General features: G+C 50.3%; 24 protein-coding genes. 1 reads left to right on the top strand and 23 read right to left on the bottom strand.

Going from position 1 to position 16,350, the window contains the following annotated elements; genetic code table 11:
* Positions 1-169: 169 nt before the first annotated feature.
* The 5 genes from ABC395_RS26635 to nrdI form a co-directional block, all read right to left on the bottom strand.
* Positions 170-706 carry a dUTP diphosphatase gene (locus tag ABC395_RS26635; protein ID WP_413006864.1) on the bottom strand — a complete coding sequence of 179 codons (537 nt, stop codon included), beginning with the start codon at positions 704-706 and terminating at the stop codon, positions 170-172.
* Positions 703-876, bottom strand: a complete 174-nt coding sequence (locus tag ABC395_RS26630; protein ID WP_413006863.1) for a hypothetical protein — start codon at positions 874-876, stop codon at positions 703-705. Before ABC395_RS26630 ends, ABC395_RS26635 begins: the two co-directional genes overlap by 4 nt.
* A 117-nt stretch (positions 877-993) precedes the next feature.
* Positions 994-1,965 (bottom strand): class 1b ribonucleoside-diphosphate reductase subunit beta, encoded by a 972-nt coding sequence (gene nrdF, locus ABC395_RS26625; RefSeq protein WP_413006862.1) that lies wholly within the window; start codon positions 1,963-1,965, stop codon positions 994-996.
* A 29-nt stretch (positions 1,966-1,994) separates the two neighbouring features.
* The gene (gene nrdE / locus ABC395_RS26620; RefSeq protein WP_413006903.1) at positions 1,995-4,043 is read right to left on the bottom strand and encodes a class 1b ribonucleoside-diphosphate reductase subunit alpha; all 2,049 of its coding nucleotides are present in this window, start codon (positions 4,041-4,043) and stop codon (positions 1,995-1,997) included.
* 10 nt (positions 4,044-4,053) lie between these two features.
* Positions 4,054-4,422: a class Ib ribonucleoside-diphosphate reductase assembly flavoprotein NrdI gene (gene nrdI, locus ABC395_RS26615; RefSeq protein WP_413006861.1), complete on the bottom strand. Its 369-nt coding sequence runs from the start codon at positions 4,420-4,422 to the stop codon at positions 4,054-4,056.
* Between the two features lie 217 nt (positions 4,423-4,639).
* On the opposite strand from nrdI, the gene ABC395_RS26610 reads away from it, so the two are divergent.
* A complete protein-coding gene (locus tag ABC395_RS26610) occupies positions 4,640-5,347 on the top strand; it encodes a hypothetical protein (protein ID WP_413006860.1) in 708 nt (235 codons plus the stop codon).
* A 58-nt stretch (positions 5,348-5,405) separates the two neighbouring features.
* Here the strand turns inward: ABC395_RS26610 and ABC395_RS26605 are convergent, their stop codons facing one another.
* The 18 genes from ABC395_RS26605 to ABC395_RS26520 all read right to left on the bottom strand — a co-directional run bounded on the left by ABC395_RS26605 (position 5,406) and on the right by ABC395_RS26520 (position 16,241).
* Positions 5,406-5,573 (bottom strand): hypothetical protein, encoded by a 168-nt coding sequence (locus tag ABC395_RS26605; protein ID WP_413006859.1) that lies wholly within the window; start codon positions 5,571-5,573, stop codon positions 5,406-5,408.
* Between the two features lie 35 nt (positions 5,574-5,608).
* A complete protein-coding gene (locus ABC395_RS26600; RefSeq protein WP_413006858.1) occupies positions 5,609-5,821 on the bottom strand; it encodes a hypothetical protein in 213 nt (70 codons plus the stop codon).
* 28 nt (positions 5,822-5,849) lie between these two features.
* The gene (locus ABC395_RS26595) at positions 5,850-6,005 is read right to left on the bottom strand and encodes a hypothetical protein (protein ID WP_413006857.1); all 156 of its coding nucleotides are present in this window, start codon (positions 6,003-6,005) and stop codon (positions 5,850-5,852) included.
* A gap of 593 nt (positions 6,006-6,598) precedes the next feature.
* On the bottom strand, positions 6,599-6,766 hold the full coding sequence (locus tag ABC395_RS26590; protein ID WP_413006856.1) for a hypothetical protein: 168 nt from the start codon (positions 6,764-6,766) through the stop codon (positions 6,599-6,601).
* Positions 6,767-6,782: 16 nt separating this feature from the next.
* Positions 6,783-7,088 (bottom strand): hypothetical protein, encoded by a 306-nt coding sequence (locus ABC395_RS26585; RefSeq protein WP_413006855.1) that lies wholly within the window; start codon positions 7,086-7,088, stop codon positions 6,783-6,785.
* Positions 7,089-7,311: 223 nt separating this feature from the next.
* A complete protein-coding gene (locus ABC395_RS26580) occupies positions 7,312-7,671 on the bottom strand; it encodes a hypothetical protein (protein WP_413006854.1) in 360 nt (119 codons plus the stop codon).
* A 237-nt stretch (positions 7,672-7,908) separates the two neighbouring features.
* Entirely contained in the window at positions 7,909-8,211 is a 303-nt protein-coding gene (locus ABC395_RS26575; RefSeq protein ID WP_413006853.1) for a hypothetical protein, read from the bottom strand.
* Positions 8,212-8,462: 251 nt separating this feature from the next.
* On the bottom strand, positions 8,463-8,681 hold the full coding sequence (locus tag ABC395_RS26570; protein ID WP_413006852.1) for a hypothetical protein: 219 nt from the start codon (positions 8,679-8,681) through the stop codon (positions 8,463-8,465).
* A 13-nt stretch (positions 8,682-8,694) separates the two neighbouring features.
* A complete protein-coding gene (locus tag ABC395_RS26565) occupies positions 8,695-9,723 on the bottom strand; it encodes a ParM/StbA family protein (protein WP_413006851.1) in 1,029 nt (342 codons plus the stop codon).
* A gap of 215 nt (positions 9,724-9,938) precedes the next feature.
* Positions 9,939-10,460, bottom strand: a complete 522-nt coding sequence (locus tag ABC395_RS26560) for a crossover junction endodeoxyribonuclease RuvC (RefSeq protein ID WP_413006850.1) — start codon at positions 10,458-10,460, stop codon at positions 9,939-9,941.
* A complete protein-coding gene (locus ABC395_RS26555; protein ID WP_413006849.1) occupies positions 10,457-10,684 on the bottom strand; it encodes a hypothetical protein in 228 nt (75 codons plus the stop codon). Before ABC395_RS26555 ends, ABC395_RS26560 begins: the two co-directional genes overlap by 4 nt.
* Positions 10,684-11,607 carry a PD-(D/E)XK nuclease family protein gene (locus ABC395_RS26550; RefSeq protein ID WP_413006848.1) on the bottom strand — a complete coding sequence of 308 codons (924 nt, stop codon included), beginning with the start codon at positions 11,605-11,607 and terminating at the stop codon, positions 10,684-10,686. Before ABC395_RS26550 ends, ABC395_RS26555 begins: the two co-directional genes overlap by 1 nt.
* Positions 11,607-11,960, bottom strand: coding sequence for a BC1872 family protein (locus ABC395_RS26545; protein ID WP_413006902.1), 354 nt, complete (start codon positions 11,958-11,960; stop codon positions 11,607-11,609). The genes ABC395_RS26550 and ABC395_RS26545 overlap by 1 nt, the downstream gene beginning before the upstream one ends.
* A gap of 32 nt (positions 11,961-11,992) precedes the next feature.
* Entirely contained in the window at positions 11,993-12,205 is a 213-nt protein-coding gene (locus ABC395_RS26540) for a hypothetical protein (RefSeq protein ID WP_413006847.1), read from the bottom strand.
* 329 nt (positions 12,206-12,534) lie between these two features.
* Positions 12,535-13,014 (bottom strand): hypothetical protein, encoded by a 480-nt coding sequence (locus tag ABC395_RS26535; RefSeq protein WP_413006846.1) that lies wholly within the window; start codon positions 13,012-13,014, stop codon positions 12,535-12,537.
* The gene (locus ABC395_RS26530; RefSeq protein ID WP_413006845.1) at positions 13,011-13,364 is read right to left on the bottom strand and encodes a BC1872 family protein; all 354 of its coding nucleotides are present in this window, start codon (positions 13,362-13,364) and stop codon (positions 13,011-13,013) included. The genes ABC395_RS26535 and ABC395_RS26530 overlap by 4 nt, the downstream gene beginning before the upstream one ends.
* The gene (locus ABC395_RS26525; RefSeq protein ID WP_413006844.1) at positions 13,365-13,886 is read right to left on the bottom strand and encodes an SLOG family protein; all 522 of its coding nucleotides are present in this window, start codon (positions 13,884-13,886) and stop codon (positions 13,365-13,367) included.
* Positions 13,887-16,241, bottom strand: coding sequence for a DNA polymerase (locus ABC395_RS26520; RefSeq protein WP_413006843.1), 2,355 nt, complete (start codon positions 16,239-16,241; stop codon positions 13,887-13,889). It abuts the gene before it with no gap.
* Positions 16,242-16,350: the final 109 nt, after the last annotated feature.

Genomic DNA, 16,350 nt, shown 5'->3' with positions numbered 1-16,350 from the left:
TTTTAACTTTGCTTCGGTCGGATCAGCTCGTTATACTCTGCGAGCCATTCTGGCGGAACCATTATTCCATAATCCAGGTAACGTTTAATTGCGGCCTGTAGGTCGCGCACTCGTGCCTCTTCGTGAATGAATCGTGGGACGACTCCTATCGGGGGTCTTAGGCTAGGCATTAACCGCTCACCCCCGTATGACCGAATCCGCCGTCACCGCGCTCCGTCTCGCTCAACTCCGCTGATTCAACGAAATTTACACGAGCAACCGGGGAAATAACGCCTTGCGCTACTCGGTCGCCTTTACGGATGAGGTACGTCCCTTTCTCGTAGCGAACGCCTGGCGAGCGTTGCGTTTTCCCGGTAATATCGTAGTACCAATCGTTATAAACGTGGCGTAGCTCTAACGGCAGATCTGCGAATTCCTGCGAAATGTTATCGAACATCATCGCCACTTCTCCGCGATAGTCCGAATCGATGACGCCGATTCCGTTCGGCTGCCGGAGCTTCGTTTTTAGCGCGATGCCGGATCGCATGCAGACGTAAAGCACGTAGCCCTCAGGGATTTCAAACGCTAGGCCCAGCGGAACCTTCTCCGTTTCGCCTGGTCCAATAACCACGTCCTCTACCGCTACGAGGTCGAAGCCTGCCGCGCCTGCCGTTGCATACTGCGGAATAACGGCGTCTGGGTGAAGCTTTTGAATACGGACATTCACTCGCGGCCCACCTCCCTAATCGCCTCCGGCACTAGCAGCGCCGATAAAAAGGTCAGATGGACTATAAAGGCGTCTTCCGCTGGTGTTCGTTGCTGTTTATCCAAGATCTCAGATCCCAGGTCCGCGGCGACCTTTAAAAAATTACCAATTTGCTCTGTGACTATGCTCATGCGCTCGTCCTCCTTTTGTCTTTACACAGGTACAATATAGGCGCTCGCCGCCCAATGTGACATTCGAGGCAAAAAAAAAAATAGAGGAGGCTTTCGCCCCCTCCTAAAAACTACCGTTTAAACCGCGTCCCCCAAGTCTTCGAAGACGAAATCGGTATCGTTCAACTTAACGATATTTGTCGCCATAATGTACCCGTTACCCTTTGTGGAGAAGAAATCATGGTTCTTCGTATGCAGCCTGATTCCATTCATGACGACCGGGTTTACGATCTCTTCCGGGAATACCGGATCGAGGCCGAGGTTCATCATCGCGCGGTTAAAGTTGTATCGGAGAAATACGAGAACGTCGTCGGTTAAGCCGATTTCCCCGTAGACCTCCCGAGTATAAGCTGCCTCGTTCTCGTACAGATCGTCTAGGAGCGCCTTAACGGAAATCGACGCCACGAGCTGCTCCTCTGGAGAAAGCTCCGTGTAAACCTCCTGAGCCAGTGTCCCTACATATTGTCCGTGGACGGCCTCGTCTCGAAGGATTAACGATATCACTTCGCCACTGGCGACCATCTGCCCGTGCCCAGAAAGGAGTAACGGATAGTAGAATCCCGAATAAAACAGCCCCGATTCCAGGAACACAGACGCCGTCATCGCGAGGTATAGACCCAACTTGCTATCGATATTCCGGTAATAACCCGCGATACGCTGGCCCTTGTACTGGAGGTACGGGTTGCTCTCGACCCAGGCGAAAACCTCGTCAATCTCTTCGGTTGTCGCGAGAGTCGTAAAGATGCTCGAATAGCTGCGCGCGTGGATATGCTCCATAAAGCCCATAATCGCGAGAACGGCTTTTCGCTGCTCGCTTTCGACATGTAGCGATATAAGAGGCATCCCCTCGGCGCCTTGCTCCGTATCCAGGAACGTTAACCCGCCTAGTACGCGCTTGTACGTCTTCTGCTGCGCCGGGCTTAACGATATCCAACTCATTTTATCGTCGGATAACGGGATCTCTTTTTCGGTCCAAATTTGCATAAAGTTCCGGTCGAAGAATTCAGCCGAGAACGCATCGTCCGGCCTATTCCAGTTCACTGCTCGCATTACCTGTGCCTGCTCCATTAAGCCCTCCCTTAAACTGCACACGACGTACATTCGTCGGCGCTTAACAATTTGTTACGTGTATAGTAAAGACTTTTCAGCCCTTTACGTTTTGCGTACAGATAATAACGTACGAGTCGGTTAGTGGGCGTATTGCTGTCGACGAATAGAATTGTGGAAATCCCTTGGTCGACGTGGCGCTGAATCGTTGCGACCATATCGATTATCCGGTATTGGTCCATGTTAAACGCTGTTGTATAGCTGACCTGGTTATCAGGGGCCAGGAACGGCGCCGGGTAATATGTCGTGCTGTTTGCGTATGTCCGCGTTTCAACGAGATCCACAATCGGCAGGACGGAGCTTGTGGCGTTTTGGACGTAACTAATCGATTGTGTCGGAGCAATTGCCATCCGGTACGAATGCCAGATTCCGTACTGCTGCACGTCGGCCATAAGCCGCGCCCAATCTTCCGGACCAGGAACGTCCATGCCTTCGAATAGCTGGGAGATCCTTTCCGACTTGGGACGAAAATCATTTTCGAGATACTGGGTGAAATACTCTCCGGTCGCGTAGTCGGACTTCTCAAAGCCGTAGAATGTGCCCCCGCGCTCTTTGGCGATCTGCATCGATCTCTCCAGCGAGTAGTAATTCATAGACATGAAGAAAACGTCAGCGAACTCCCGACCAAGAGCGCTTTGGTACGAAATTTTGTTCTTCACGAGGTAACCCTGGAGGTTCATAGCGCCCAGGCCGACGCTGTGCATTAGCTCGTTTGCCTTGCGCACAGAAGGCGCATTCGAGATATTCGTCATATCAGATACCGACGTTAAGCTGTCCATACCTGCGTGTACGACTCGTCGCAGATCCCGCGAGGCCATTGCCGTAACGATATTAATCGACCCCAGATTGCAGCTAATATCGAGGTTGATTTCGTCCGGCTGCCCATAGTCAGAAATAACGCTAGTCGTTTGCAGCTGAAAGATTTCGGTACATAGGTTAGACATTTTTACATTGCCTAGTGCCTTTAACGGATGGACCTTGTTAGCGTTGTCCCGGTTCATAATATACGGGTAACCAGACTCTAGCTGGGATATCGCGATGCGCGTAAGCATGTCGCGCGCGTCGAGCTGCCGTTTCTTTACTCGTGGATCGGCGACGAGGGTATCGTACATTTCGTCAAGGTTCATGTCGTCCAGGTGCTGGCCGTACGCTTTAAACACGCTGTAGGGCGCAAAGACGTAATAGGGCGCATTCTTCTCAGCCAGATCGTAAAACTTGTTAGGGACGATTAGGCCGATAGACAACGTCTGTAAGCGAGATCCAGCATCCGCATTGATCTTTTTCGCGTCCAGCAGCTCCTCGACATCCCAGCCGAACACGTTGTAATAGACGGCCCCTGCGCCTTTACGCTGCCCCTGCTGATCGGCATAGGAGAAGCCGTCTTCCAGCAGTCGCGCAACCGGGATAATACCCTTTGCCGCGTTCTCCTCCTCCTTGATCGGTTCCCCGCGTCCGCGTAGCTTGGACAAATTAAGAGCTACGCCGCCGCCGATTTTGGACAGCTGCATAGCTGTAACGATGTTAAAGCCGATGGAATTGAGAGAATCGTCCAGTTCCAGAAGGAAGCAGCTTACAAACTCTCCCCGTCGCTTTTTGCCCGCGTTTAGTATCGTTGGTGTCGCAGGCTGAAACCCATTCACGTATCCCCAGAGAAGTTCCTTCGCTCTAACGAAGTCTCCCCGCCCGAGGTGCAAAGCCGCAATCGCAAGGCGCTGCGCATAGGACTCCAGGTAGGTCGACTTGTCGCGTGTTTTGAGCGCGTACTCTCGATAAAATTTAGATGCAGCCATGTAAGACGCGAAGGGAGGCGCAGAAACCTCGGCCAGCACGTGAATTTCCTCGATTTGTTCTGGGGAGTATTCGTCAAGGACCTCCGCATAGTAGTATCCCTCGTCCACCATGTATCGGATGCGATCCATGACGCCAGGAAACGTAAGGCTCTTACTCGCGATCTCCTCCAGGTATACAACGACTGCCTCCTGGTCCTTTTCGAGTTGGTAAAACCCGTCCCTCTGTACCATAATTTCGTTATTAAGCCGCACATGTTCGCTCAATCTCTTCCACTCCTTTTTTAAATTTCTCGACATCTGACGATGCCCCCGACAGTTCAAACCTGTGCACGATGGGGACGCCATACTCGGCAGCTATCGTATTCGCCGCACGACCGAAGTCACTTCCGAAATTACGGTTACCACTAGCAGCGACTCCGCGCAAAACACGGCTATGAGCGCGTAGAAATCTCCGTACGCGTTCCGGGACCTCGCCAGCACCGTCTGTATAGGTCACGAGTACAAACGGCTCAGACGGGCTTCTGACGTCGTCTATCGATTGTGACGGTAACCCTGTCTTGGTAACGAACCTTTTCGTGTTTCCCGTCCTGGACGCATAAACAATAAGCACAAAATAGACCTCCCCTCTTCGGCAGATTTATAGTCACTCTCTTATATAGGCAGCTGAACGGCATTGTGACAGGTAGTCCCGCGAAAAAAGTTGCAAAGGAGCGCACCCTGTCCGCTTTTTATTGAAAATCACGTGAAAATGAGCCTTTAGTAATTGCCATATATTTACATACATGTTATGGTTTTAATGTAACGTCCTATATCAAAGGAGTGAGAGTATGAGAAAAAAATTATCCTTAGCCGTCATTGCCGCCCTCTCCGTCGTCACCCTTTCCAGCGCTGCCTCTGCTACGATAAATCCTAACGACAACGCCTTAGCATCCTTTGCAAATACAAACGTAACGCCCAGCACTATTACCGTGGTATCCGACCCGAAAGGTAAGCCAAATGCCTCTGTTACCTTCGTCGACCCAGCTCTGAAAGATTCCGGCAATAAGACAATCGTTCCGAACGGAGACGTTTACGAGGTTTACGACCGCTCTACGTACTCGGACGCTGGCACCACGATAGTTAACTACAACGTCGGGCCTCGCGAGAAAGACGTCTTCCTGACCTCTGTGCCGAAAGGCGGTACGTCTACGATTTCAGGGTCTAGGACAGTCTCGGCCTCGTTGCAAATTTCGGGAAATTATAACGCGAACATAGCAAGCGTCGTTAAGTGGTCAGTTTCGGGAAATGCGACAGGCTCGTTTAGCTACACGTGGACAAATTCAAAAGTATACACAGCTCCGGAGAGCGTGCCATTCCATCGTGATTATTACGGCGCGGTCCAATATGACGAATACTCCACGCGGGTAAACAAAGTCGATATTTACAAGCAATATAACGGCTCCAAGTACGTCGGAGAGGTTCAATATAACCAAGGCGTTGTTAACACGGTCATTTCGAAAAAGCCGAAAGCAATCGAATACTCCATCGATTTCTAATAAAAATAGAGTACCGTTTGTTCATAAAGAACATTCGGTACTCTTTTCGTTTGTGACGCTATTCTTTTTCGGTAATATCGAGTATAGTCTCGCTGATACCCTCTATTTCGTAATCTTTCAAGCAGTCGAAATTCGCGTGTTTTAGGCGCGCTTCCTCTTTCGTGGCTGCTTCGACCTCCATGATATGGACGCATTCTTTCAGGTACTTCACTTTATAAACGGGCATTGAGTCGCCTCCTTGTACTTTGGTGTTAATAAGAATCACAAGTTCTCTAACTCGTAAACTCCTTTGACCCATACAGCAAACTTCTCCCGCTCTGTCCATTGGGTTTTTCCTTCTGAACCGTCTTTCTTGATTCGAGTCCAATTAATGTACTGCGTACCAGAGCTACGTGTCTCGATCACATTGACGCGGCGCTCAACTTCCCGGCTCCCTTCAATTCCCCAGTACGTAACGCCTCTTATAATTTGCATAGCGCACCCCCTCCCATGTATTTCTGTGTTACTCAAATTCCTGATTGACTCCCACCTTCATATTCTCGGAGCCTTCCGCGCCTTCTGGGTACGTTTTTAGTAGAAACTCTGTACATTCCCACTCAGTTCCTTCAAAGTAAGTGGCGTCGTTCCTTTTGTCGTAGACACGGTATCCTTTTTTCATGGCCTTCCCTCCCATGTATTTCTGTGTTTATCCCTGCGTGTCAAACTTCCGGTTGCTCCGGGATAGTAAGTGGAGTCCAGTGCGTGTGATAGCCGGGCCAATCTACGTCAAGCGGAGACCCGCAATACGGCGGTTCATCAATCGGGAACCCCCACCACAGCACAGCGCCGTCATCTTCGTGCCAATCATCAATCGGTCGTGGGGTCGCTGGACCGAAAATTATACGCATTTTTTTCGCAATCTCCGATGCTGGGCAAACTACTTGAAGCCGGACATCACTATCGCTCTCTAACTCAAAATCGTGCGTTAGAGCCAAACTTCCCACCTTAATCCACTTCATATACGAACACCGTCCTATTCATTCTGACTCCCATGTATTTCTGTGTTTATTTTGATACTTTGTTGTATGCACTCCGAGCAGCCGCGAGTTGTTCCTTTGCTGCTCTTAGCAGCCTCTCTTTTTCCGGGTCATCATTTGATAACTCGGTTGCCCACGTAACTAGTTTCTCTCTCCGAGGGAGGTCATTCTCAAGCGCTGCGCAGATTACCGTTTTTTCCAAACTGGTTAATTCCATGCTCCTACACGCTCCCTTTTAAAATTCATCCTCGTGCGCCAGCATGTTTCCGATGCAGCTGCCGCAAATATTCGAGCTTTCGTAATCTGGGTAAGTCTCCGGGGATTCCGCGAACTCCTGGACAACGAGTTGTACGCAATCCTTCTGTTTCCCGCAACGATCACAATCCGCAATCACGAGTTCCATAGCTGACCCTCCTATATTAAGTGTTACGCAAAGCTTCGAGATCCCCGTCTAATACCGCGATAGCAGCCTTTGCTTTTTCGGGGTCCTCGATAAAAGCGCCAATTACCAGTAAAGCGCGGTCCCTCGCCTGCCTCGCGGAACCTTCGTAATCTGCCGCTTTAGCCACTTTGTAATGAGTAGCAGCACCGTAAGCAAGTAAAATCGAAAACAGGTTGTTTTGCGTCTCCTGCTCCCATCCACTCAGCCATGTGATTGTTTTCTCTTCTTGAGGAGACACGTTTCTTTCGATCATGCTTTCGATTAACGGAACTGTAAATTTCATAGTAATACACGCCTCCCATTCATTTTTTATCGATAAATAATTCTCGGTATGCTTGACTAAGATTCTTTGCATAGCCCACGATAATTTTCGGACTCTTCGGTAAATCAAGTACCCCGCTCATAATTCCAATAAAGGCCCCGTCTGGAGATTTAGCCTCGCAAAGATGGCGCTTAAAATAGTTTACGGACCCAAAGTCGTCCATTTTATAACACGCTCCTGGGCGTCACAACGCCATAATTTTTTCTTTAGCCGCGCGAGCCTGCGCCAGATCGTTGAGGGTTCTATCATAGCCAATATCGCTGGGTTTTAATTTTTTCAGATCGTTTTCGAGGTGCTGGACATGGTGATAAGTAGCGATCTGCATTTGAGCTAACTCCGCCTTGTCGAAAATAGAAACGTTTTGACACGTACCCTCTTTCATTTGCTCATTCCCTGCGAGCTTGCTCATCAGATCCACTCGGCAGTCATGACACAGAGAGATTGACGACGTTTGATTTTCATCTAAGCCGACGCTAATTAGAAAGTTTCCCTCCTCGTTTAAACACGAGTTGCACCATTTTTTTGTTCCCTCGTACTTAATCATCTTGCACACCGTCCTATTCATTTTGGGCCTTTTTCAAGCACGTTTTGCACATATGCTTTCTGTCAGTATCATCGGGCATGTCTGTTTCGAAAAAATCTGTATCCTGCATGTACTTGCCGCACAGACTCACGTAGTTTTTAAATGCGTGAAAATTAGCGCGGGGATGAACCCAGTCATGATTCGCTCTGTTACTTTGCTTAACGGGGAGCTGCCAAACTATCGGAGTCCTGATCATACTCACCCCTCATCGCCGTCATCCAAAAATTCCTCGTCAAAAATCTCTTTGCATTTCAAACATTTCCTCTTTGTTAGGCTTATTTCGATTAGCGACTCTTCTTCGCAGTCCGGGCATTCCCGATCTCCCGCGAACTCGTCGCCTATGCCGTTTTCAGCGACCTCCGGAGGCTTTGCCTTAACTATCTTGTCGTATATCTGGCTTCGGAGTTTGTCACCGTCTTCATCCTCTAGGGCATTGCAGGGATCAGTGAGAGCTGTTAGGAAAACGAGCTGCTCGTCAGTCAAATAGATCTTTTTGCCCATCAAAAGTCCTCCCCCGGCGCTGGCTGCACGTCTAGCACGCAGCTAAATGCTATATGTTCGATTCCTATTTCAAAAGCCCCGTACGATTCGAAAATATTCGTAACGGGGCCGTGTGTGTGAACGATCTCATTGTTGTATAGCCATACTGACGCCACTATGACGTTTCTGCCCGTTTCCAGCGATTCGCGTAATAGCTGCATGATCCGCGCCCATTCGCGCTCATCTTGTAGTAGCCAGCTGTTACGCATACGTTATAGGCCGCCCAGGAACGCCTTCCCCGTTGGCTCTGAGTCGTCGGGTTGGGGCGCAGCCTGCGGTTTATCCTTATTGTCCCGGTAAAACCGGAGCGCCGTCTTCACGAGCCACGTTTTAGGCATGCCCTCGATGTATTCGATGAGATCCGGGTCCTCGTCGAGATAGATTCTAACGTTTAGTGGCGTATACTCTCTGCCTTTTGGATCTGTCGCCATTGTTTAACGCCTCCTATTTCATCGCTACGCCGTAGTTATAGCAGCCGCGGGCATTAGCGCCCTGTGGGTCGTCAGCCTTTAACGCGTTTACGCCGTCTGTGAATTTTTTTATGTCGTTGGACAGTGGGATAACGCCTCCGCCCGTATAAATAACTGCGTCGGCCTCGCGGAGTTTAACGCCATTGCCGACGCCTGTCATGATCTCCCCCGCGATCCATTCGAAAGCTTCCGCCTTAATATCCGTGCAATCATACTCCTTGCCGCCAAAACTAAAGGTATCGCCATCCCGCAAAAAGCTCTCGATATCCAATTCTCTATAGCTCATGGTGCGCAGCTCAGAGTTATCTCGTTTCAGCTTCTCGTCAATGCGCGTGTAGGCGTCCACCATGCTTCTACCTATCGTAAACGCCCGGACAACGGTCAGCCCTTCCATTACAGCGACATCGGTCGTTCCCCATCCGATATCGACGACAATCTTATAGTTTCGCGTGAGGTGTTCGAAGCCTTTACGGACGTTTCCGCGCTCATCAAGGGCGATTCCGACTACCGTCGCCGCAGGCTGGAGCAACGTCTTCACCTTACGTATCCCGAAAGACATCGGTTCCCCGTTGACTTCCATACGGATAATTCCCGTGTCTCCGCGAAGGGTTTCGGTAATCACGGCCTCCACCTGTTCCCGGTCCTGGTAGTGATCGGCAGGGATCGCTGTAACAACGCTTAGAGCTTCGTTGCCGTTAACTGCGTGAGCTAACGCGATGAGCGACTCACGACGGTACTCGGCCGACGCATAACGCTCTATTCCCCGGCTGCTGGACGTTGTGTAGCCCCTGCGACGTGTGCCTGCAAGGAAGTTTTCGCCGTCCAGAGTGAATATATTGACGGGTACATCGTTGGTAGGAGCGCCCATTAATGTTTCCTCGCCCTCCGGGATGCGGTAGAGACTGTTAAAGTAGATGTCGTGGGCATCGGTAGTGTGCCACTTTACATATGAATTGGCAGCTTCGTAACCTATAACCCTATTAACCATTCTATTAATTGCCATGATTCCGTTTCGCTCCTTATGCTGCAAGATGATTTTATATTACACATAATAAAGGAAAATAACACCTTTTGCAAGCATGAATAACGTCGAAACCGTGAGTTAATTTGTAGAACGTAGGAGTATAGTGTGTGAATTAGTGTATTTATGTGTTGAAATATGTAATTATGAGTTAAAAGGTGTTATACACTTTATTAAGGAGTAAAAGAGGGCAGCCGCTATGCAGCGACAAGCCCTTGGTTTAGTAGATGCGAGACTACCACGGCAATAGCGTCGGCCTCGTCACCCTCTTTATTTAGCTTTAGATCCGGCATACCGAAGTAGATTCGCACGGCTTCGGCTATCATGTCTTTATCGTTGCGCTTACCTGGGGAGCCTGTAATGCGCCGCGCCCACGCCTTGACCGTTTGGATATTGACGTCATGTATACGCCAGTCCGATAGAGCAAACTCGGTTACGCCGTGCGCTTTAAAAATCTGTTTAGTCGGCAGATTGAATCGTACAATCCCGGCCTCACGTGAGATGTCGCGCTCCAGCTGAGGGTAACGTTCCAGGACTTCCGTAATGCCCGCATAGATCTGTCGCAGACGTTCTCCGTCGGATAACTTGGGCGTGGACTTGATAAGCCCGTAGTCGACGATTTCAGGCGTTAGGCAGCCGTCGTATACTTTGACGACCGCCCATCCTGTTTTAGTCAGCGACGTATCCAGCCCGAGATAGTATCGATAAGGGGCCGTCATAGCTCGTCCGCCAGCTGCTTGATAACGTGTTTAACGAGTTCTGCCGGATCTGTCCCGAGGTTTTCCGGAGGTACTTCGACCACGATACCCATAGTCAATCCCGACGAAGCAACAAGGCTTGCCGACACAGTCACCGAAACCAGGCGACGACGCACGTACAACTCTCCAAAAGTCGCCGTTTTCTCATGGTTAAACTGCACAGATTCAATGTGAATAGCTGCCATTACGCTGTCGCCTCCTTGCAGCGCGTTTTATAGGGGCAGAAGATGCACTTCGAGAAATCCGGGTCCGGAATCTCACCGTTGTAGAAGTTCTCCGCAACGAACGCGAATTTATCCAGCAGCGCGTTTCGATCGTCGTCCGTAACCCGGATATAAAACGACTTCATGTCGGCCCGAGCGTCGGCGCCTTTCATCCACCCGTCTTTAGCTACTGACTCGTACGTAATCAAGTACTCGTCAATACCGAAGAGTAGGGAATAGGCTGTACATTGCGTAACATGGTCCTGCGAAGGCTCACGCATTTTAAAATCGCCAACGGCCGCGATGGTCGTCGATTTCGTTTTGAACTCGAAGCCTATACGAGATCCGTCGGGCGTATACCGGAGAATACCGTCCATCATGCCGTACATCTGGAACCGTACGCCATTATGCTCAAACTGTACGACATGCGCGATATTACGCTCCCAGGCAGGGCGCCCATCTTCCGTGCGCTCGACGGTGAATAGGGGATTGGTCAGCACCTTTTCGGCGTAAAGTAGATCCTTTTGCACGGCTCGATGGACTGCGGTAGAGTTACGAGTCCAACGTTTTTGATAGGGAAACATCGTAATGTCGTCTTTTTTGGCTTTTGTGGCTTTAAAAAATAGCTCTCTCGGGCATTTTGACGCTGAGGACGGGGAGAACATTACCACGCCCTCTGTTAGCCCTATATCGCCGTCTAGGGCGTCTACATCCTTCTGCTCGTCATCGAGGAGTTGCTGCTCGATTTCCCGATCCGGCCAGAACGAAAGAGAGTGTAGCGCGTTGAAGTGCGCCACGATACCCTCTCGAAGATCCTGCTCGCGTCCAGACGTTACGAGAGAAAACCTCTGCGCTTGAACTTCCTTGCGAAGCCTTTCAGCTCCGGCTTTACTAACTAAACCCATCAGTCTACCTCCGTTAATTTTGAGAATAGGGCAGCGAGACATATCGCCTCGGGCGCCGTCCGGCCACGGGCTACACAGGAGTCGTCATACATCACCTTCCACGATAGGCCCTCGCTACCGTTCCCGACAGGGCATAGGGAGGTACGATTAGGGTCCAGGAACTGCTCAAAGACGGGCCATGCAGCTTGAACACTCAACGATGGTCTGAACCACATGTCGTCCGAGTCAATTGCAGCCAGGTTCCCGTCAGAGTCCTCCCAGCCGACAAAGCCGCCCCCGCCGCCAGGACGTGAAATACGCCTCCAGCCCATGATGTCTCTAGCGATCCAAGCATCCCGATGCTGCGGAGCCATGTCGTTCCATCGTGCGATAATTTCTTCCTTCGTCATATAACGTCACCTTCCTCGTCGATTATCCCGCGTTCAGCGATGTAGTAGCTCTCAATAGCCATGCGTTCGCAACGCTCATGCACGACAAACTCCCGTGTAGGGTCGGCGATAGCCGTGACTGGCTCGCTAACCAGGATATCCCTGCTGCAATAGTCGCATTTAGCAGCGACGGGCGCGTAGGCTTCGTATGGTGGGATAAATCGATCCATATCAGGCGCCCTCCTCGGATACAAACGTCCACGCATGAGCAGATCCCTTTTTGACCTCTTCAAGCGTTTGATTCGAAAATTGCGTTCCCTGGAGCAGTCGGAAAAGATCTGACATGTACACGTAATACCGTTCGCCGTCAGTAGCCTCAAGAACCAGGCCCGCACTCGCCGCAGTCGTGAACCAATCCACAACGGTAAAACTGCCAGATACCCGACGTTTATCTCGGAGAGTTTTGACGCTGTATACCAATTTCCGTCCTTCCTCGTAACTACATTTTCGGCACCAGTAACTCTCCGTCTCCGCCTTGCATAGGGGACACGTCATTTCTTTAATCTGGCTTGATTTCGCCATCTTGGACAACCTCCTTGTATAAATGTTTAGCGAGCAAGGTTAGCCGTAATTTCAAATCGTCAGGCGATGAGGTATCGATATTTCTCTCGCAAAAATCCGTCAGAAAGGAACGTTGTTCGCGTGTAAAAGTATCATTCTGGTCCAGGTGTACCATGAGAAACTCGTCTATCGTGCTGATGATTAGAGCCTTGTCAAGGCGATTCAGCTGCGTGAGTGTGCGAGAATACGGCAAAACGGAATACTGCCCTTTAATTTCCTTGAACGTTTGCTCCCGATCAAAGGGCCTCCCATCAACCCAAGCGTTATGTTCTAAACGATTCGTTTCAGCACGAGCAATATGGCTAATAGCGCGGTTCGCCCCGCCCAGGGAGTCATACGCATTTTGCCCATTAAATCCAGTAAATGCGGGCGTACCTTCGTGATAAACAACGAACAACTCGTGAGCTTGCGTACTCATTCGGACACCTCCGTGTATTTAGCGATAAGAGCTGCGAGGCAGATCGCCTCTGTCGCAGATGGGTGATATACCCTGTAGGCTGTCGGATCTTTCATAAAATTACAGTGGTAATCGCCCGCCGATGCGTTCCCATGCACAACTCCGGCGCTCCTTTCGGTTGCTTCGTTGAGGAGAAAACTAAACCCCTTCTCCTGCATCTTCGTGACCACGTCCCAAGCCGCAGAAATATCCGTTGTATAGCGTGGACAGTGTGGGTAAGTATGTGTTAAGGCTGACGCGACCCACGCGTCCCTTTCTACGTTGGATAACTTGCCCCAATCGGCAATTATTCGTTCTTTTGAAAGTTTCATTTACGCTGTCTCCTTTGGGTTAATAGTCGTTATGGTAGGGCGGTGGATTGCCTTCCGGGCGTATTTAACACAATTTCCTGTACCTCCGGAAGTTCCGTCCCATACCGCAATTACCAGTGAGGATCTATCCACCATCCACTCGTTGCGAGTCTGCATTTTCCACGCTGCGTAACCAGGCGCATTTACGTAAAATACGCCATCAGCTGCTTGGACAATGTTGGCCCAATGTACCCGAGACTCTTCATTCCACCTATTTTCCTGTCCCGAAAAGGGGATAGCGGCGATTAAACGAATAGATGAGCCAGTCGATCTTCGCGCTAAGACGATTTCCGCAGCGACCGTATCAACGCCTAACGCCATGCCAGAAATGAAAGTCTTGTGCCCATTGGCAATTGCCGCGTCGATCTTCGCAGCCAGCTCTCGTTTAACGTACTGCATGACTGGATTATTTTCGTTATACCCGCCGAGCTTACTTGGCCTGTGGCCTGTAAAACAAACTGTTTCGGATATGTTAAAATCCATTTACGCTGCCTCCTTAAACCATTCTCTTTTACTGATTCCTTCGCCCCAGCGTTTGAAAATTTCCGTATCGCATTTTAGGGGCACGTCCAACTCCGCGACGCCCGTCATCAGCGATTCCATTTCCTCAACTTCGGCGAGAGTAATCGTTTCGGGCACCTCGGAAAGTGCTTCGTCATGCACCGTACCAGCGACTCTCCAGCCTTTAGCCTCCGTATATTTGTGCAGCTCGATAAGCGCTAATTTCATGATGTCGGCAGCCGTGCCCTGAATGACCGCGTTTACGGCCATTCGGCGAACGCGTTCGACATCGCCCTTAACGTCCTGAAAGCGTCGTTTCAGCTTATATGGGAGTAGAGGATCGAGGCCCTCGTTCTTGCGTTGGATATCGCCCTCCCACACGCTGAGAGGCAGCTCGTCCACGCCTAAACGTTGACATATCTCTGCTGCGCACTGGTCGTAGATGATCGCTTTCTCTTTATGTCCTGGAAATCTCCGCTTACGGCCGTACATCGTTTCAACGTACTCCTGGTTCTTGACCAGCGCGTAAACGGATTTAACCCAGCGGTAAACATCCGGATACGTGGCGTAAAAATCGTTAATAAACTGTTGAGCTTCTTCGACGGAATTCATGCCCAACGATTCCTTGAGGGAGTACATTGAAATGCCATACATAACCGCGAGGAGTCCGACTTTCATCATCTTTCGAGGCTCTTTTTTCCAGCCAGGAGGTTTACAGCCGTCGAGACATTGCTCGATAGGCAGCTTGAAAACGTCTGAGGCCAGCTGCGCGTACAAGTCTTTGCCGTCCTTGTAGATCTGCTGGAGCTTCTTATCGCCGGAAATATGCGCCAATACACGAGGCTCGATCTGTGAAAAGTCAGAACCGAGGATGACGTATCTTTTCGGCGCGATAATGAGCTTGCGTCCCTCCGGCGGAAGGTTTTGCAGGTTCGGCTCCCGTGAGCTGAAACGCCCAGTCACCGTCCCGACCTGGTCGAACTCGCCCCGGAGTCGTCCATCCGCGTTAATAAGCTTAGGCAGCGCCTCGACGTACGTGCTGTAGAGCTTCGTCTTCTCACGGTATTCGAGGATTAGGGGAACTCCTTCGTGTTCGTGCTGAATAAACTTCAACGCTCCGGCATCGACCGACCCTTTCTTTTTGTTCGTGAGTTTTAGCTCGTCGTACAGAAGGGCCGATAGCTGCTGTGGTGAATCGAAATTAAATTCTCCGTTAACGCAGAATAACTCGCGCATTTTCGAAAGCAGCTTGCTTATTTGCGCTTGTAGGATTATGCCGAATTCCTTTGCGTAATTCTGGTCAATCAGGAACCCGGTACGCTCCATCGTAATCCGCGCAGGAATTAACGGATTCTCGATTTTATCGTAGATGTACCGTAGGCCCGGGAGGCGGTCGAAATGGGTTCGCTGCCACTTGTACAGGAGCCATGTAAGGTGGGTATCCTTGGCCGCATAAATGCCGCCGACGACGTAATCAACCTCGTCGAAAGGCGTGTTCTTGCCGAACAGCTCTTCATACTTATATGAGTCATCTTCGTACCCGAACAGGTAACCGTACTTATTAGCCAGGTTCTTGAGGGCGACGGATTCCTCGTTCTCGTTGAGGATTTTCTGCGCGAACTGCGTATCCGCGTGAATTCCTTGCAGCGCAATGCCGTGTTGACTCAGCATGTGAGCGTCAAAGGGCGAATTGTGCAGCACCTTTCGCGCTCTCCAATCCTCAAACCACGGACGCATTGTCTCCAGCACATACTTGCGGTTAAGCTGAGGCTTGTCGGTTTTGTGCGCTACCGGAACGTAATAGTGCAGATCGGCGATAGGCAGCGTCACCGAGATTCCAACAATTTCGCTTTTGCCGTGCTTGTCGAGGCCATTCGTCTCTGTATCGAGAGCTGTGACAGCCTCAGTCGGCAGAAGACGCATGAACTCCCGGAACTGCTCATCTGTCGTAACAATGATGTAGTTGTCTGGCTTCTTCGCGACCATTTCGGCAAGTAAGCGAACTCTTTTCGCCTCCACCAACGTAGGGTAGAGGGCGAGCGCCTCCGACTTGGAGATAGGTTTCGCTGCCTTTTCGGGTAGCCGAGATAAATCACCGCCTTCGAGAGCAGCCTTCACCTCACGCAATCGCTCGCGGTCTGTGTCAGATAGCGACATCTGAAATATGCCGTTTTTGTGCTTTCCTTGATTGTCCCAACCAGTCGTCCAGATTTCTTCCCATGACGGAAAATACTTGGCCGCTGCTTTTTTCCTTTGCGCTTTGCGAACGGATTCGATAATATAGTCATTGGGTAAAGAGAAGTTAGGAACTAGCGACAATTCCTCACTGGTAGCCATAAAAAATCACCTCACGCTCGAATATCGAGGAATGAGGTGATCTGTGACGAGATTCGTATTTATTTATGAGTGCTTATTAAAGCTGTCTAGGCAGTTAAAGCGCTACTTA

The sequence above is a fragment of the Paenibacillus canaveralius genome, assembly GCF_047238265.1.
In the GTDB taxonomy this organism is placed as follows: Bacteria; Bacillota; Bacilli; order Paenibacillales; family NBRC-103111; genus Paenibacillus_F.
Note: the sequence above shows the minus strand (reverse complement) of the source record. Positions and strands in the feature narration are given on the sequence as shown.

What these genes read in the sequence shown, in the direction of transcription:
- ABC395_RS26630 (WP_413006863.1), bottom strand. Translation starts at nt 876, where the DNA reads ATGAGCATAGTCACAGAGCAAATTGGTAATTTTTTAAAGGTCGCCGCG.
- nrdF (WP_413006862.1), bottom strand. Translation starts at nt 1,965, where the DNA reads ATGCGAGCAGTGAACTGGAATAGGCCGGACGATGCGTTCTCGGCTGAA.
- nrdE (WP_413006903.1), bottom strand. Translation starts at nt 4,043, where the DNA reads ATGGTACAGAGGGACGGGTTTTACCAACTCGAAAAGGACCAGGAGGCA.
- ABC395_RS26610 (WP_413006860.1), top strand. Translation starts at nt 4,640, where the DNA reads ATGAGAAAAAAATTATCCTTAGCCGTCATTGCCGCCCTCTCCGTCGTC.
- ABC395_RS26605 (WP_413006859.1), bottom strand. Translation starts at nt 5,573, where the DNA reads ATGCCCGTTTATAAAGTGAAGTACCTGAAAGAATGCGTCCATATCATG.
- ABC395_RS26600 (WP_413006858.1), bottom strand. Translation starts at nt 5,821, where the DNA reads ATGCAAATTATAAGAGGCGTTACGTACTGGGGAATTGAAGGGAGCCGG.
- ABC395_RS26595 (WP_413006857.1), bottom strand. Translation starts at nt 6,005, where the DNA reads ATGAAAAAAGGATACCGTGTCTACGACAAAAGGAACGACGCCACTTAC.
- ABC395_RS26590 (WP_413006856.1), bottom strand. Translation starts at nt 6,766, where the DNA reads ATGGAACTCGTGATTGCGGATTGTGATCGTTGCGGGAAACAGAAGGAT.
- ABC395_RS26585 (WP_413006855.1), bottom strand. Translation starts at nt 7,088, where the DNA reads ATGAAATTTACAGTTCCGTTAATCGAAAGCATGATCGAAAGAAACGTG.
- ABC395_RS26580 (WP_413006854.1), bottom strand. Translation starts at nt 7,671, where the DNA reads ATGATTAAGTACGAGGGAACAAAAAAATGGTGCAACTCGTGTTTAAAC.
- ABC395_RS26575 (WP_413006853.1), bottom strand. Translation starts at nt 8,211, where the DNA reads ATGGGCAAAAAGATCTATTTGACTGACGAGCAGCTCGTTTTCCTAACA.
- ABC395_RS26570 (WP_413006852.1), bottom strand. Translation starts at nt 8,681, where the DNA reads ATGGCGACAGATCCAAAAGGCAGAGAGTATACGCCACTAAACGTTAGA.
- ABC395_RS26565 (WP_413006851.1), bottom strand. Translation starts at nt 9,723, where the DNA reads ATGGCAATTAATAGAATGGTTAATAGGGTTATAGGTTACGAAGCTGCC.
- ABC395_RS26560 (WP_413006850.1), bottom strand. Translation starts at nt 10,460, where the DNA reads ATGACGGCCCCTTATCGATACTATCTCGGGCTGGATACGTCGCTGACT.
- ABC395_RS26555 (WP_413006849.1), bottom strand. Translation starts at nt 10,684, where the DNA reads ATGGCAGCTATTCACATTGAATCTGTGCAGTTTAACCATGAGAAAACG.
- ABC395_RS26550 (WP_413006848.1), bottom strand. Translation starts at nt 11,607, where the DNA reads ATGGGTTTAGTTAGTAAAGCCGGAGCTGAAAGGCTTCGCAAGGAAGTT.
- ABC395_RS26545 (WP_413006902.1), bottom strand. Translation starts at nt 11,960, where the DNA reads ATGGCTCCGCAGCATCGGGATGCTTGGATCGCTAGAGACATCATGGGC.
- ABC395_RS26540 (WP_413006847.1), bottom strand. Translation starts at nt 12,205, where the DNA reads ATGGATCGATTTATCCCACCATACGAAGCCTACGCGCCCGTCGCTGCT.
- ABC395_RS26535 (WP_413006846.1), bottom strand. Translation starts at nt 13,014, where the DNA reads ATGAGTACGCAAGCTCACGAGTTGTTCGTTGTTTATCACGAAGGTACG.
- ABC395_RS26530 (WP_413006845.1), bottom strand. Translation starts at nt 13,364, where the DNA reads ATGAAACTTTCAAAAGAACGAATAATTGCCGATTGGGGCAAGTTATCC.
- ABC395_RS26525 (WP_413006844.1), bottom strand. Translation starts at nt 13,886, where the DNA reads ATGGATTTTAACATATCCGAAACAGTTTGTTTTACAGGCCACAGGCCA.
- ABC395_RS26520 (WP_413006843.1), bottom strand. Translation starts at nt 16,241, where the DNA reads ATGGCTACCAGTGAGGAATTGTCGCTAGTTCCTAACTTCTCTTTACCC.